General features: G+C 72.6%; 12 protein-coding genes. 10 read left to right on the forward strand and 2 right to left on the reverse strand.

Annotated features, from left to right (window positions below; all coding sequences use genetic code 11):
- The first annotated feature begins 35 nt into the window (after positions 1-35).
- Genes argJ through HMPREF0063_RS05540 form a run of 8 tightly spaced genes read left to right on the forward strand, consistent with a single transcriptional unit; the run spans position 36 to position 11,468 of the window.
- Positions 36-1,202: a bifunctional glutamate N-acetyltransferase/amino-acid acetyltransferase ArgJ gene (gene argJ, locus HMPREF0063_RS05505; RefSeq protein ID WP_007077661.1), complete on the forward strand. Its 1,167-nt coding sequence runs from the start codon at positions 36-38 to the stop codon at positions 1,200-1,202.
- On the forward strand, positions 1,199-2,191 hold the full coding sequence (gene argB / locus HMPREF0063_RS05510; protein ID WP_007077662.1) for an acetylglutamate kinase: 993 nt from the start codon (positions 1,199-1,201) through the stop codon (positions 2,189-2,191). Before argJ ends, argB begins: the two co-directional genes overlap by 4 nt.
- Positions 2,188-3,396 (forward strand): acetylornithine transaminase, encoded by a 1,209-nt coding sequence (locus HMPREF0063_RS05515; protein WP_007077663.1) that lies wholly within the window; start codon positions 2,188-2,190, stop codon positions 3,394-3,396. The genes argB and HMPREF0063_RS05515 overlap by 4 nt, the downstream gene beginning before the upstream one ends.
- The gene (argF, locus tag HMPREF0063_RS05520; protein ID WP_007077664.1) at positions 3,393-4,334 is read left to right on the forward strand and encodes an ornithine carbamoyltransferase; all 942 of its coding nucleotides are present in this window, start codon (positions 3,393-3,395) and stop codon (positions 4,332-4,334) included. The genes HMPREF0063_RS05515 and argF overlap by 4 nt, the downstream gene beginning before the upstream one ends.
- Positions 4,331-4,846 carry an arginine repressor gene (locus tag HMPREF0063_RS05525; protein ID WP_156794047.1) on the forward strand — a complete coding sequence of 172 codons (516 nt, stop codon included), beginning with the start codon at positions 4,331-4,333 and terminating at the stop codon, positions 4,844-4,846. The genes argF and HMPREF0063_RS05525 overlap by 4 nt, the downstream gene beginning before the upstream one ends.
- A complete protein-coding gene (argH, locus tag HMPREF0063_RS05530; protein WP_007077666.1) occupies positions 4,843-6,240 on the forward strand; it encodes an argininosuccinate lyase in 1,398 nt (465 codons plus the stop codon). The genes HMPREF0063_RS05525 and argH overlap by 4 nt, the downstream gene beginning before the upstream one ends.
- A gap of 48 nt (positions 6,241-6,288) precedes the next feature.
- A complete protein-coding gene (locus HMPREF0063_RS05535) occupies positions 6,289-10,152 on the forward strand; it encodes a Pls/PosA family non-ribosomal peptide synthetase (protein WP_007077667.1) in 3,864 nt (1,287 codons plus the stop codon).
- A complete protein-coding gene (locus HMPREF0063_RS05540) occupies positions 10,149-11,468 on the forward strand; it encodes a M1 family metallopeptidase (protein WP_007077668.1) in 1,320 nt (439 codons plus the stop codon). The genes HMPREF0063_RS05535 and HMPREF0063_RS05540 overlap by 4 nt, the downstream gene beginning before the upstream one ends.
- Here HMPREF0063_RS05540 and HMPREF0063_RS16775 read toward each other — a convergent pair.
- Complete coding sequence (locus HMPREF0063_RS16775) at positions 11,386-11,937, reverse strand: 4'-phosphopantetheinyl transferase family protein (RefSeq protein WP_169309957.1); 552 nt, start codon at positions 11,935-11,937, stop codon at positions 11,386-11,388. The genes HMPREF0063_RS05540 and HMPREF0063_RS16775 overlap by 83 nt on opposite strands.
- A gap of 9 nt (positions 11,938-11,946) precedes the next feature.
- On the opposite strand from HMPREF0063_RS16775, the gene HMPREF0063_RS05555 reads away from it, so the two are divergent.
- Positions 11,947-12,540: a DNA-3-methyladenine glycosylase gene (locus HMPREF0063_RS05555; RefSeq protein WP_007077670.1), complete on the forward strand. Its 594-nt coding sequence runs from the start codon at positions 11,947-11,949 to the stop codon at positions 12,538-12,540.
- A gap of 61 nt (positions 12,541-12,601) precedes the next feature.
- Here the strand turns inward: HMPREF0063_RS05555 and HMPREF0063_RS05560 are convergent, their stop codons facing one another.
- On the reverse strand, positions 12,602-13,249 hold the full coding sequence (locus HMPREF0063_RS05560; protein WP_040320125.1) for a DsbA family oxidoreductase: 648 nt from the start codon (positions 13,247-13,249) through the stop codon (positions 12,602-12,604).
- Positions 13,250-13,335: 86 nt separating this feature from the next.
- Here HMPREF0063_RS05560 and tyrS point away from each other — a divergent pair, with 86 nt between their 5' ends.
- Positions 13,336-14,592: a tyrosine--tRNA ligase gene (gene tyrS, locus HMPREF0063_RS05565; RefSeq protein ID WP_007077672.1), complete on the forward strand. Its 1,257-nt coding sequence runs from the start codon at positions 13,336-13,338 to the stop codon at positions 14,590-14,592.
- Positions 14,593-14,723 lie beyond the last annotated feature (131 nt).

Raw genomic sequence — 14,723 nt, forward strand, 5'->3', positions numbered from 1 at the left:
CAGCACGTCAGCATCGGGCCCGACGAGGCGTCCGCATGAGCGTCACCGCGCCCCAGGGCTTCGTCGCGGCCGGCGTCGCGGCCGGGCTCAAGTCCACGGGGGCACCGGACGTGGCCGTCGTGGTCAACCAGGGCCCGTCGCAGGTGGCCGCGGCCGTCTTCACCGGCAACCGGTGCAAGGCCAACCCTGTGCTGTGGAGCGAGGAGGCCATCAAGGGCGGCCGGGCCGCGGCGGTGGCCATCAACTCCGGCGGTGCCAACTGCTACACCGGCGCCGAGGGTTTCGCCACGACCCACCGCACGGCCGAGCTCGTCGCCGACCGGCTCGGGGTGGGTGCGGTCGACGTCCAGATCTGTTCGACCGGTCTGATCGGGCTCCTGAACGACCGGGACGCCCTCCTCGGCGGTGTCGGCGCAGCTCTCGACGACCTCAGCGGCGACGGTGGCAATGCGGCAGCGACCGCCATCATGACCACCGACACCGTCGCCAAGCAGGCGACGGCCCGGGCCGAGGACGTCGGTGCCGCGGGCTGGACCATCGGTGGCATGGCCAAGGGGGCGGGCATGCTCGCGCCGGCTCTCGCCACGATGCTCGTGGTGGTCACCACCGACGCCGACCTCGACGCCGCCACCGCCGACGCCGCGCTGCGGGCGGCCACGGCACGCACCTTCGACCGCCTCGACTCCGACGGCTGCCAGTCGACCAACGACACCGTCCTGCTGATGGCGAGCGGCGCGTCGGGCGTGACCCCGGACCCGGAGTCCTTCACCGACGCGCTGACCACGGTGTGCCACGACCTGGCGATGCAGCTGCTCGCCGACGCCGAGGGGGCCGACCACGAGATCGCCATCACGGTGGTCGGGGCGGCCACCGAGGACGACGCGTTGGAGGTCGGCCGCGCCGTGGCCCGCAGCAACCTGTTCAAGTGCGCGATCTTCGGCAAGGACCCCAACTGGGGACGCATCCTCGCCTCGGTCGGCACGACCCGGGCGGCCTTCGACCCGGCCGATCTCGACGTCGCGCTCAACGACGTCTGGGTCTGCCGATCCAGCGGTCCGGGGGAGTCCCCGGACACCATCGACCTCGAGGCCCGTGCGGTCTCGGTGACGATCGACCTCAAGTCCGGCGACCGTTCGGGCACCATCTGGACCAACGACCTCACCCAGGCCTACGTCCACGAGAATTCGGCGTACTCCTCATGACTGACGACATCGACGGCCCCGACCACGAGTGGGACCCGGCCGACTGGAAGAAGGCGACCGCCAAGGCCGCCACCCTCGCGCACGCCCTGCCGTGGCTGAAGAAGTACCACGGCAAGGTGATCGTGGTGAAGTACGGCGGCAACGCCATGACCGACGACACCCTCAAGGAGGCGTTCGCCGAGGACATCGTGTTCCTCCGGCTCGCCGGTTTCAAGCCGGTCGTCGTCCACGGTGGCGGCCCCCAGATCAACGCGATGCTCGACCGGCTCGGCATCGAGTCGGAGTTCCGCGGCGGACTGAGGGTCACGACGCCGGAGACGATGGAGGTCGTGCGCATGGTGCTGACCGGCCAGGTCGGTCGCGAGCTGGTCGGGCTGCTCAACCAGCACGGCGACCTCGCCGTCGGGCTGTCCGGCGAGGACGGTGGCCTGTTCACGGCCCGTCGCAGCACGCCCGTCATCGACGGGGTCCCGACCGATATCGGTCTGGTCGGCGAGGTCAAGGGCGTCCGGCCCGAGGCCGTGCTCGACCTCATCGACGCGGGCCGCATCCCCGTGGTGTCGACCGTGGCACCCGACGACGACGGTCAGGTCCACAACGTCAACGCCGACACCGCGGCCGCCGCACTGGCGGTCGCGTTGGGCGCCGAGAAGCTGCTCGTGCTCACCGACGTCGAAGGTCTCTACGCCGACTGGCCGAACTCCACCGACGTCATCGGCGAGATCAGTCCCGAGTCGCTCGCCGAGATCGTCCCGGAGCTGGCGACGGGGATGATCCCCAAGATGACCGCGTGCCTGACCGCCGTGCAGCAGGGCGTCAAGCGGGCCACGGTGATCGACGGTCGCGAACCGCACTCGGTCCTGCTCGAGATCTTCACCGACGAAGGCGTCGGTACCCAGGTCGTCCCCGGCGCCACCACCCGCCTGCGCACGGCGCTCTACACGACGAGCGTCGACAAGGGTTCGGGCCCGGCGAAGGGGGCGTCATGACGACCGCACGGCCTTCGGGATTCGCGGGCACGCCCGTCACCGGGCAGGAGTGGACGCAGCGGTACGGCGACGCCGTCATGAACACCTTCGGCACCCCGCCCCGGGTCCTCGCCCGTGGCGAGGGCTCCTCGGTGTGGGACGTCGACGGCAACCGCTACCTGGACCTGCTCGGCGGGATCGCGGTGAACGCGCTCGGCCACGGCCACCCCGCCGTGGTCGAGGCGGTGACCCGTCAGCTGACGACCCTCGGCCACGTCTCGAACCTGTTCATCTCCCAGCCGCAGGTGCTGCTGGCCGAGCGGCTCCTGGGCCTGCTCGGGCACGACGGGCGGGTGTTCTTCGCCAACTCCGGCGCCGAGGCGAACGAGGCGGCCTTCAAGGCCACCCGGCGGACCGGACGCGGCAGGGTCGTCGCGACGGAGGGCAGCTTCCACGGACGGACCATGGGCGCGCTCGCGCTGACCTCCAAGGCGGCGTACCGCGAGCCCTTCGAGCCGCTCCCGGGCGGCGTCTCGTTCGTGCCCTACGGCGACGAGGTGGCACTGGCCGCTGCCGTCGACGAGACCGTGGCAGCGGTGATCATCGAGCCCATCCAGGGCGAGGCCGGAGTCGTCGACCCCCCGGCCGACTACCTCCGGGCGGCCCGGCGCATCACCCGTGAGCACGGCACGTTGCTGTGGCTCGACGAGATCCAGACCGGGATGGGCCGCACCGGCGACTGGTTCGGTCACACCGCCTCCGGCGTCGTGCCCGACCTCGTGACCCTGGCCAAGGGGCTCGGGGGCGGGGTCCCGATCGGGGCGATGATCGGCCTCGGCGAGGCCGCGACCCTGCTCGGACCCGGTCAGCACGGCACCACCTTCGGCGGCAATCCCGTGTCGGCCGCGGCTGCGCTGGCCGTCATCGACACGATCGAGGGCGACGGTCTGCTCGACCACGTCCGCGAGACGGGGGAACGACTCGCGGCGGGACTGCGGTCCCACCCGTTGGTCGACCACGTGAGCGGCCGAGGTCTGCTGCGCGGCGTCGTCCTGCACCGCGACGTCGCGGCCGAGGTCACGTCGGCCGCCTTCGACGCCGGTCTGCTGGTCAACGCACCGGCGCCGAACCGGCTGCGGCTCGCGCCGCCGCTCGTCCTCACCTCCGACGAGGCCGACGACGCCGTCGCCACCCTCCGGCGCCTCTTCGACGAGGTGTCCGGGTGACGGGCCTGCGTCACCTGCTGCGCGACGACGACCTCAGTCCGCAGGAGCAGTCCGACCTGCTCGAGCTGGCGCTGCGCCTCAAGGCCGAGCCGTACGCGTCGAAGCCGCTGAGCGGACCGCAGACGGTGGCCGTCATGTTCGACAAGTCGTCGACCCGCACCCGGGTCTCGTTCGCGGTCGGCATCGCCGACCTCGGTGGTTCGGCCCTGGTGATGGACGCCGGCACGACCCAGGCCGGCCGGGGCGAGTCGGTCACCGACACCGCCCGCGTCCTGGGCCGGATGGTCAGCGCGATCGTGTGGCGCACCTACCACCAGTCCGATCTGGAGGACATGGCCGCCCACAGCGGCGTGCCGGTCGTCAACGCGCTGAGCGACGACTTCCACCCGTGCCAGATCCTCGCGGACTGGATGACGATCCTCGAGCACAAGGGCCGGCTCGCCGGGCTCACGGTGGCCTTCCTCGGCGACGGTGCGTGCAACATGGGCAACTCCTACGTCCTCGGTGGCGCCGTGGCCGGTCTGCACGTGCGCGTCGCGGCGCCCGCGGGGTACCAGCCGGCCCCCGAGGTGGTGTCCCGGGCCGAGGAGATCGCCTCTGGCACGGGAGGATCGGTGCTCGTCACCACTGATCCCGCCGAGGCCCTCGCAGGCGCCGACGTCGTCGTCACCGACACCTGGGTGTCGATGGGACACGAGGAGACCAAGGCCGAGCGACTGCGCATCTTCACCCCGTACGCGGTCACCTCGGCCGCACTGCAGCTGGCAGCGCCCGACGCGATCGTGCTGCACTGCCTGCCGGCCTACCGGGGCCTGGAGATCTCCGACGAGGTCCTGGACGGTCCCCGGAGTGTGGTGTGGGACGAGGCCGAGAACCGGCTGCATGCGCAGAAGGCCGTGCTCGTCCAGCTGCTGGAATGGGCCCGGGACGGGCGATGAGCGTCCCCGACACCAAGGCTGCCCGACAGCAGCTGATCGGCCACCTCCTCAGTCGGCACCCCGTCCGTTCGCAGGGCGAGCTCGCGGACCTGCTCGAGCAGCAGGGTGTGCAGGCGACCCCGTCGACGATCTCGCGCGACCTCGTCGACCTCGAGGCGGTCCGGGTGCGCCACGCGGACGGCGGACTGGTGTACGCCGTCCCGGCCGAAGGCGGTGACCGCACGCCCCGGCCGGCGGGGGAGTCGGCCGTGTCGTCCGCCCGGTTGGCGCGCATCGCCCGCGAGCTGTTGGTCTCGGCCGAGTCCTCGGCCAACCTCGTGGTCCTGCGCACCCCTCCCGGCGGTGCGCAGTACCTGGCCTCGGCCGTCGACCATGCCGACCTTCCCGACCTGCTCGGCACCATCGCGGGTGACGACACGGTGGTCCTGATCTGTCGCGACCCCACCGGCGGTGCCGAGGTCGCCCGTCGTTTCACCGCCCTCACCGAACCACCCACCAAGGAGCACCCGTGAACGCACCGGACGACCAGAACCGACTCTGGGGCGGACGCTTCTCGACCGGGCCCTCGCCCGAGCTGGTCGAGCTCTCGCGGTCGACGCACTTCGACTGGAGGCTCGCCCCCTACGACCTGGCGGGGTCGCGGGCGCACGCCCGGGTGCTGCACGCGGCCGGTCTGCTCACGCAGGACGAGGTCGCGGCCCTGACCGAGGGTCTGGACGAGCTCGAGGCCGACGTGGCCTCGGGCGCCTTCGCTGCCCGGCCCGACGACGAGGACGTCCACACCGCCCTGGAGCGAGGCCTGATCGAGCGGCTCGGGCCCGAGCTCGGTGGTCGCCTGCGGGCCGGCCGGTCCCGCAACGACCAGGTGGCCACCCTGTTCCGCATGTACCTGCGGGACCACGGACGGCAGGTCGCCCAGCTCCTGCGCGAGCTCGTGCTGGCGATCAAGGGCCAGGCCGAGCGCCACCTGGGTGTCGCGATGCCGGGACGCACCCACCTGCAGCACGCCCAGCCGGTGCTGCTGTCGCACCACCTGCTGGCGCACGCATGGCCGCTGGTGCGCGACCTCGACCGGCTCGCGGAGTGGGACGCCCGGGTGGGTGCGGAGTCACCGTACGGGTCCGGCGCCCTCGCCGGCACCTCCCTGGGCCTGGACCCGGAGAAGGTCGCAGCCGACCTCGGCTTCACCGGATCGGCGGCCAACTCCATCGACGGGACGGCTGCCCGCGACTTCGTGGCCGAGTTCGCCTTCGTGACGGCCCAGATCGGCATCGACGTGTCGCGCCTCGCCGAGGAGATCATCCTCTGGAACACCCAGGAGTTCGGCTTCGTCACGTTGTCGGACGGCTACTCCACGGGTTCGAGCATCATGCCGCAGAAGAAGAATCCCGACATCGCCGAGCTGGCACGGGGCAAGTCCGGCCGGCTGATCGGGAACCTCACGGGGCTGCTCGCGACGCTCAAGGCCCTCCCGTTGGCCTACAACCGCGATCTCCAGGAGGACAAGGAGCCGGTCTTCGACTCCGTCGACACCCTGGAGGTGCTGCTGCCGGCGTTCACCGGCATGATCGCCACCCTGGCCTTCGACACCGCCCGGCTGCAGGAGCTGGCCCCGCAGGGGTTCGCGCTCGCGACCGACGTGGCGGAGTGGCTGGTCCGCGAGGGGGTGCCCTTCCGCACCGCGCACGAGATCTCGGGAGCCTGCGTCCAGGCGTGCGAGGAGCGCGGCATCGAGCTGTGGGACCTCACCGACCAGGACTTCGCCGCGATCTCACCCCACCTGACGGTGGGGGTGCGGGAGGTGCTGACCGTCGCGGGGTCCCTCGCGTCGCGTGACGCCCGTGGCGGCACCGCTCCGGCGCGGGTCACCGAACAGCTGGCCGAGCTGCGCGCCCGGCTGGCCTGACCCGCCCGCGTTCATGTCTCGTTCACCGGGTACCGACAGGATGCGCCGGTGCCCGTGACCGACGAGTTCGCCCTGCGCCGATCCTCCGAGGCGACCGAGCCCCGCACCCTGGTCGACGTCCTGCGGTTGACGGTCGAGCGGTTCGGTGACGATCCGGCGGTCGACAACGGTGCCGTCGTCCTGACGTACCGGGAGTTCCTGGAGGCCGCGGAGGAGCTGGCGGCCGAGCTGGCCGGGCACGGCATCGCGGCAGGCGACCGGGTCGGGATCCGGATCGACTCCGGCACGGTGGACCTGTACGTGGCGATCGCCGGGGTGCTGGTCGCCGGGGCCGCCTACGTCCCGGTCGACGTGGACGACCCCGACGCCCGGGCACGGACGGTGTTCGACGAGGCTGCCGTGGCCGCGGTGATCGGCAACGGGGTCACCGTCGTGCCACGGCGACCTGCTGTGCGCGGACCGGGGTCCGACCTGCGCGACCCCGGCACGGGCGACGACGCGTGGATCATCTTCACCTCGGGTTCGACCGGACGCCCGAAGGGTGTGGCCGTGACGCACCGCAGCGCTGCCGCCTTCGTCGACGCCGAGGCCGACCTGTTCTGCCGCGCCGCTCCGCTGGGCCCCGGCGACCGGGTCATGGCCGGACTCTCGGTCGCCTTCGACGCCTCGTGCGAGGAGATGTGGCTGGCGTGGCGGCACGGAGCCTGCCTCGTGCCGGCGCCCCGCTCGCTGGTCAAGAGCGGTACCGACCTCGGGCCCTGGATGGTGGCGAACGACATCACCGTGGTGTCCACGGTCCCGACCCTCGTGTCGCTGTGGCCACCGGGTGCCCTCGACGGGGTGCGGCTGCTGATCCTCGGCGGCGAGGCCTGCCCACCGGAGATCGGCGCCCGGCTGGCCACCGACGAGCGCGAGGTGTGGAACACCTACGGGCCCACCGAGGCGACGGTGGTCGCGTGCGCCGCCCGGCTCGGCACCGAGCCCCCGGTGCGCATCGGACTGCCGCTGGCCGGGTGGGACCTCGCCGTCGTCGACACGCAGGGCCGGCCGGTCGCCCCCGGGGAGTCCGGCGAGCTGATCATCGGAGGCGTCGGGCTGGCCCGCTACCTCGATCCGGAGAAGGACGCCGCCGTCTACGCCCCGATGCCGACCCTCGGCTGGGACCGCGCGTACCGCAGCGGCGACGTGGTGGTGAACGATCCGGCCGGACTGATCTTCGTCGGACGCGCCGACGAGCAGATCAAGCTCGGTGGCCGTCGCATCGAGCTGGGTGAGCTCGACAGCGCCCTCCTGGGGCTCCCCGGGGTGGTCGCGGCCGCGGCCGCCGTCCGCACCACCGCGGCGGGCAACCGGGTCCTGGTCGGCTACGTGCAGACGGGCGGCGACCTCGACCTCGCAGCGGCGACCGTGCACCTGCGGAGCGTGCTGCCGGCCGCGCTCGTCCCCCGGTTGGCCACGGTCGACGTCTGGCCGACCCGCACCTCGGGGAAGGTCGACCGCGACGCCCTGCCCTGGCCGCTGCCGGTGGCCACGGCCGACGCCGGGCTGACCGGCACCGCGGCCTGGTTGCGCGACCTCTGGCTGGAGATCCTGGGGGCCGCGGCCGAGGGCCCGGAGGCCGACTTCTTCACCCTCGGCGGCGGCAGCCTGTCGGCCGCCCAGCTGGTCGCCCGCCTGCGGGAGCAGTTCGCCGACGTCACGGTCGCCGACGTGTACGAGCACCCGCGGTTGGGGGACCTGGCCACGACCCTCGAGGCGATGGGCGCGTCCACAGGACGCACCAACGACCGGGTCCGCCCGGTCCCGCCCAAGACGCAGGCCGGACAGGTCCTCGCCACCGTGGCCCTGCGATCGATCAGCGGTCTGCGGTGGGCGACCTGGATCGGGGTCGGGCTGGTCGTCGCCACCGCGTGGCCGGCGTGGGAGGTCCTGCCCGAGGTGTCGGTGCCGCTCGTCGGGCTCGGCGTCCTCCTGCTGATCTCGCCCCCGGGCCGCATCCTGCTGGCCGCCGCCGCCGTGCGGTGGATCCTGCGGGGGGTCGGCCCGGGGTCCTATCCCCGCGGCGGCCGGATCCACCTGAGGCTGTGGCTCGCGGAGCGGGTCGTCGACGAGATCGGCGCCACCGGCATCGGTTCGGCGGCGTGGATGCGCACCTACGCGCGACTGCTCGGGTGTCGCGTGGGCCGCGGGGTCGACCTCCACGCGTTGCCGCCCGTCACGGGTCTGCTGACGCTCGGCGACGGCTGCTCGATCGAGCCCGAGGTGGACCTCACGGGCCACTGGATCGACGGCGGGCGGCTGCACGTCGGTACCGTCCACGTCGGCGAACGCGCGCGGATCGGGGCCCGGAGCATGCTCTGCGACGGGGCCCACGTCGGGGAGGGCGCCGAGGTGGCGCCGGGGTCGGCGGTGTTCGGGACCGTACCGGCCGGCGAGTTCTGGTCGGGGGCGCCGGCGGTCGCCGTGGGGGAGGCCCGAGGACCGGCCGACGCCTCGCCGGCCCCGCGCAGCAACGTCTGGGCCGTGGCCTACGGCGTCGCCGGACTGGTCGTGGCCGGACTGCCCGTCGTCGCGGTGGCCGTGGGGTTGGCCGTGGTCGCCGCAGTCGCGCAGACACCCACCACGTGGACCGGCGTGGTCGGGGCCGTGACGCTGTGGGCGCCGGTCGGCGCGGTGGTCGGCTTCGTCTGCCTCGCAGTGCTCGTCTGGGGCGTGGTCCGGCTCGCCTCGGTGCGGCTGGTCAGCGGCGTCCATCCGGTCGACGGGCGGGTGGCGTGGCAGGCGTGGACGGTGCTGCGCGTGCTCGACGAGGCCCGCACCTGGCTGTTCCCGCTGTACTCCTCGCTCCTGACGCCGTGGTGGCTCAGGCGGCTCGGGGCCCGCATCGGCCGGGACGTCGAGGCGTCGACCGTCCTGATGCTGCCGCAGCTCACGTCGGTCGGCGACGGCGCGTTCCTCGCCGACGACACCATGCTCGGCATGTACGAGCTCGGCGGGGGCTGGCTGCGGATCGAGCGGGTCAAGATCGGCCGACGCGCGTTCGTCGGCAACTCCGGCATGACCGCGCCCGGACGCAAGGTGCCCAAGGGCGGGCTGGTCGCGGTGCTGTCGGCGGCCCCGCGTCGCGCCAAGGCCAAGGCCGGTACGTCGTGGCTGGGCAGTCCACCGACACAGCTGCGCCGGGCGGTCGGTACCGGCGACGACTCCCGGACGTTCCGGCCCTCGCGATCGTTGCGCGTCGCCCGCGGGTTCGTCGAGCTGGCCCGTGCCGTCCCCGTCCTGCTGCACGTGGGTGCGGCGTCCGCCGTCGTGGTGGTCCTCCTGGTGATCGCCGACCGGGCCGGCTGGTGGGCTGCGGCCTCCGCCGCCGGTCTCGTCCTGGTGACCGTGGGCGCCGTCGCGGCGCTCCTGACCACCGTCGCCAAGTGGTTGCTGGTGGGCCGCGTCCGGGTCGGGGACCATCCCCTGTGGAGCTGGTTCGTGTGGCGCAACGAGCTGGCGGACACGTTCGTGGAGGTGCTGGCCGCACCCTGGTTCGCGCGGCACGTCTCGGGCACACCGGTGCTGAACCTGTGGTTGCGGTCGCTCGGGGCCGGGGTCGGTCGCGGGGTGTGGTGCGAGACCTACTGGCTGCCCGAGGCCGACCTGATCACGATCGAGTCGGGTGCGACCGTCAACCGGGGGTGCGTGGTCCAGACCCACCTGTTCCATGATCGGATACTCAGCATGGACTCCGTGACGCTCGAGGCGGGAGCGACGCTCGGCCCGCACAGCGTCGTGCTGCCGGCCGCCCGGCTCGGCCGGCACTGCACCATCGGACCGGTGTCGCTGGTGATGAGGGGCGAGACCGTCCCCCACAAGACACGGTGGATCGGCAACCCGATCGGTCCCTGGACCGAGTCCGCCCCGTGACGTCGGGCCGCAGGACACCCAACGACGTCTACGTCCCCGGTCACGGCGATCCCCGGTTCGGGGTCGAGCACTACCGACTCGTGCTCACCTGCACGTTGGAGGGCAACCAGCTGTCCGGACGGGCCACGCTGACGGCCCGGTCGGTCGAACGCCTCGACCGCTTCGAGCTCGACCTGTTCGGTCTGCGGGTGCACAAGGTCCGGGTCGACGGGCAGCCCGCGGCCAAGTACGACCTGCGGCGGCACAAGCTCGTCGTCCGGCCCCGGGCGACGATCCCCGCCGACACCCCGTTCACCGTCGAGGTGAGCTACGCGGGCTCGCCCCGACCGATGCCGGGTCCCGACGGTGAGGCGGGGTGGGAGGAGCTCGCCGACGGCTTGATCGTCGCGTCCCAGCCCCACGGCGCACCGTCGTGGTTCCCGTGCAACGACCGCCCGGACGACAAGGCCACCTACGAGTTCGAGGTCACGGCACCGCAGGGCTACACGGTGCTGACCAACAGCAGCTCGACCGGCCAGCGGCGCCGCGCGAGCTCCACCACCTGGCAGTTCGAACCGACCGCGCCCATGGCGACCTACCTCGCGACCCTCCAGGTCGGCCGCTACGTGCAGGTCGACCACCCGCCGGCGGGGTCCGACGTCCCGGTCCGCAGCTGGTGCGTGCCCGGTCGCGCCGCCGCGGTCACCCAGGCGTTCGGCGGTCAGCCGGCGATGATGTCCTTCTTCGAGAGCCGCTTCGGCGACTACCCGTTCTCCGCCTACTCCGCGGTCGTGACCGACGACGACCTCGAGATCCCGTTGGAGGCCCAGGGTCTCTCGATCTTCGGGGCCAACCTCGTCCGGCGCGACTGGTCCGCCCAACGGTTGATCGCCCACGAGCTGGCCCACCAGTGGTTCGGCAACAGCGTCACGATCCGCCACTGGCGGGACATCTGGCTGCACGAGGGTTTCGCCTGCTACGCGGAGTGGCTGTGGTCCGAGGAGAGCGGCGGCGAGTCCGCCGACGCCCACGCGCGGTCGCACCACCGTCGTCTGTCGGGACTGCGTCAGGACCTCGTGCTCGTCGATCCCGGACCGGACCTGATGTTCGACGACCGGGTCTACAAGCGAGGCGCGCTCGCGCTGCACGCCCTGCGGGGGCACGTCGGTGACGAGGCGTTCTTCGGGCTGCTGCGGGCATGGACCACCCGGCACGCCCACGGCTCGGTCACCACCGAGGACTTCGCCGCTCTGGTCACCGACCTGATCGGTGCTCCGGCGGCGGCGTCGATGGAGCCGTGGTTGAACGACCCGACCCTGCCGCCCCTGCCCGGTTGAGGTGCTCGACCCGGACGCCCGGGGGAGAGCTCGTCAGGACGGCCAGGGTCGCGACCGTGCCCGGAGGGGCCGTCAGCCCCACCACCTGGCAGCCGGCGACGAGTGCTCGCAGGCCCGGTCCGTCGGGACGGGTGGCGAAGCCGGTCCCGTGAGCCTTCAGGACGGCCTCGGCGACCGTCCAGGGCACGCCCTCGAACGCGACCGCGGTGTCGGTCTCGACGTCGATCCCGACGGGGCCGAGGTCCGTGACGGCGACCAGGACCAGCCCCCCGTGGCGTGACACCGACACCCACGGCGCGGGTCGGCTCCGCACCGCGGCGACCGGGGCGCCGTGGCGGCTCGAGCCGCACCGCGGGCACAGTCGGCCGACCGTCACCGTGCCCTCGTCCGTCCCGCACCACGCCGCCACTGCCCGCGGCAGGGGATCGGGCCCGCGGGCACTGCACCAGGTCACCGCCACCGTCCCCATGGAGCCATCGTGACGTACGGTCGGACGGTGGAGGAGCCGGCCGTCGTGGAGCGTGCGCGAGGTCTGCTCGGCCGAGCCTTCTCGGCGCACGGTGTCACGGTGGTGATCACGGAGGTCGAGGCCTACGGCGGCATCGACGACCCGGCGTCGCACGCGTTCACCCGCACCCCTCGCTCCGAGATCATGTACGGCCCGCCCTGGCGCCTCTACGTCTACCGCTCGTACGGGCTGCACCACTGCGCGAACATCGTCACCGGACCGACAGACCGCGCGGCGGCGGTGCTCCTGCGGGCCGGTCGGGTCGTCGCCGGACACGCCCTCGCCGAGCAGCGGCGCGGCGACGTGGGGCCGGCGCGTCTGGCCCGAGGACCCGGCAACCTGGCCGCGGCGCTCGGGATCACTCTGGAGGACCGCGGTGCCGACGTGCGGACCGGGGCCGTGCGGCTGGGTCCACCGGTCGGCCCGCCGCCGATCTCCAGCGGTCCTCGCGTCGGGGTGTCCCGCGCGGCCGACCTGCCGTGGCGGTTCTGGGTCACCGGCGACCCGACCGTGTCGGCCTACCGGCGCTCCCCACGGGCGTCGTCCGGGACCTCGGGCACCTGACACACCCCGTCGACGCACGTGGTGCCGTCGTCCTGCCCGACCTGCTCCCAGGGCGGCCGGCTCATGCGGGGACCTCGTCACGGGCGCGCTGCAGGACAGCGAGGAAGGTCTCGGGCGACTGCGCGCCCGAGACGGCGAACCGGCCGTCGACGACGTGGAACGGCACCCCGGAGATGCCGTACTCGTGGGCCTGCTCGATGTCGGCGGTCACGTCGGCCGCGTGCCGTCCCGAGGTGAGCGCCGCGACGACGTCGTCGCGGTCCAGACCCACCTCGGCGGCCAGGTCGGCCAGGTCGTCGATCCGGCCGACGTGGCGGCCCTCCTCGAAGTAGGCGGCCAGCAGGCGTTCCTTCATGGCGACCTGGAGCCCTGCGCGACTGGCGAGGTGGAGCAGCTCGTGGGCCCGGCGGGTATTCGTGTGCCGCACGGTGTCGAAGTCGAACGCCAGGCCCTCGTCGGCGGCGACCCGCGTCATGTCGGCGAGCATCGAACGCACCTGCTCGGGCGGCATGCGCTTGTGCCGCACGAGGAAGTCCACCGAGCTGCCGTCGAAGTCGACGGGCGTCTCGGGGGACAGCTCGAAGCTGCGGTACTCGACCTCCACCTGACCGTCGAACCGTGCCACGGCCGCCTCGAACCGGCGTTTGCCCACGAAGCACCAGGGGCACGCGACGTCGGACCAGACCTGAACTCGCACGGGGGTGTCCACGTCGTCCCCAACCACGCCGTGTCCGGGGCTATTCCGGTGGTGCGACACAATGACGGCGACCCGAACGACGACTGGCTGGAGACCTCGTGACCCACGTACTGGACGACCTCGTGGCGCGCGGGCTCGTGGCGCACTCGACCGACATCGAGGCGCTCCGGGAGGCGCTGTCGGCGGGCCCGGTCACGTACTACGTGGGCTTCGACCCCACGGCGCCCAGCCTGCACGTCGGGAACCTGCTGCAGATCCTCACGGCTCGCCGGCTGCAGCTGGCCGGTCACCGTCCGTTGATCCTCGTCGGGGGCTCCACCGGGTTGATCGGAGACCCCAAGGAGTCGGGCGAGCGGTCGATGAACAGTCGTGAGACCGTCGCCGACTGGGTCGACCGGATCCGCGCGCAGGTCACGCGGTTCGTCGACTTCGACGGCGACAACGCCGCGACGGTCGTCAACAACCTGGACTGGACCGGCCAGCTGAACACGATCGACTTCCTTCGCGACATCGGCAAGCACTTCCCGGTCAACCGCATGCTGGCCCGCGACGTCGTCAGCAGCCGGCTGGAGTCGGGCATCAGCTACACCGAGTTCAGCTACGTCCTGCTGCAGTCGTTGGACTACCTCGAGCTGCACCGACGCCACGGGTGCGTGCTGCAGACCGGCGGCAGCGACCAGTGGGGCAACCTGACAGCCGGCGTCGAGCTGGTCCGCCGGGCGGACGGGGACCGGGTGCACGCCTTCGCGACCCCCCTCATCACCAAGGCGGACGGGACCAAGTTCGGCAAGACAGAGTCGGGCACGATCTGGCTCGACCCCGACCTCATGAGTCCCTACGCCTTCCACCAGACGTGGATCCAGGCGGAGGACTCCAAGGTGGGGGAGTACCTCGCCCAGTTCACCTTCCTCGAGCTGTCGGAGATCGACGCGTTGATGGCCGAGCACGCCGAGGCGCCCGGCCGCCGGGTGCCACAGCGCCGGCTCGCCCGCGAGCTGACCACGATCGTCCACGGGGCGGCCGAGGCCGAGGCTGCCGAGCACGCGGCCTCGGCGTTGTTCGGCAAGGGCGAGCTGTCGGACCTCCCCGAGGCCACCCTCGCCGCCGCGCTCACCGAGGCGGGAGTGGCGACCGTGCCGGCCGACGCGTCGGTCACCGACGCCCTGGTCGCCTGCGGTCTGGTCGACAGCCGATCGGCGGCCCGCCGGACCGTGCTGGAAGGTGGCGCCTACATGAACAACCAGCGGGTGGACGATCCGGACGCACCGGTGGCCGACGCGCCGCGACTCGCCGGCGGATGGACGGTGTTGAGGCGCGGAAAGCGTGCGGTTGCAGGCGTCAAGCTCGCCCCGTGATGCTTGTGGCGCGCGTCACACGGCGTCGATTTGACCTGACTGGAACGTCTGCGTAATGTTCTTCTTGTTGCTCAGCACGACGGAGCGCAAGGCCAGCAGGCCGGGCGCTCGGAGCGAGTAGCCACTCCAAC

The organism is Aeromicrobium marinum DSM 15272, assembly GCF_000160775.2.
Lineage (GTDB): Bacteria > Actinomycetota > Actinomycetes > Propionibacteriales > Nocardioidaceae > Aeromicrobium > Aeromicrobium marinum.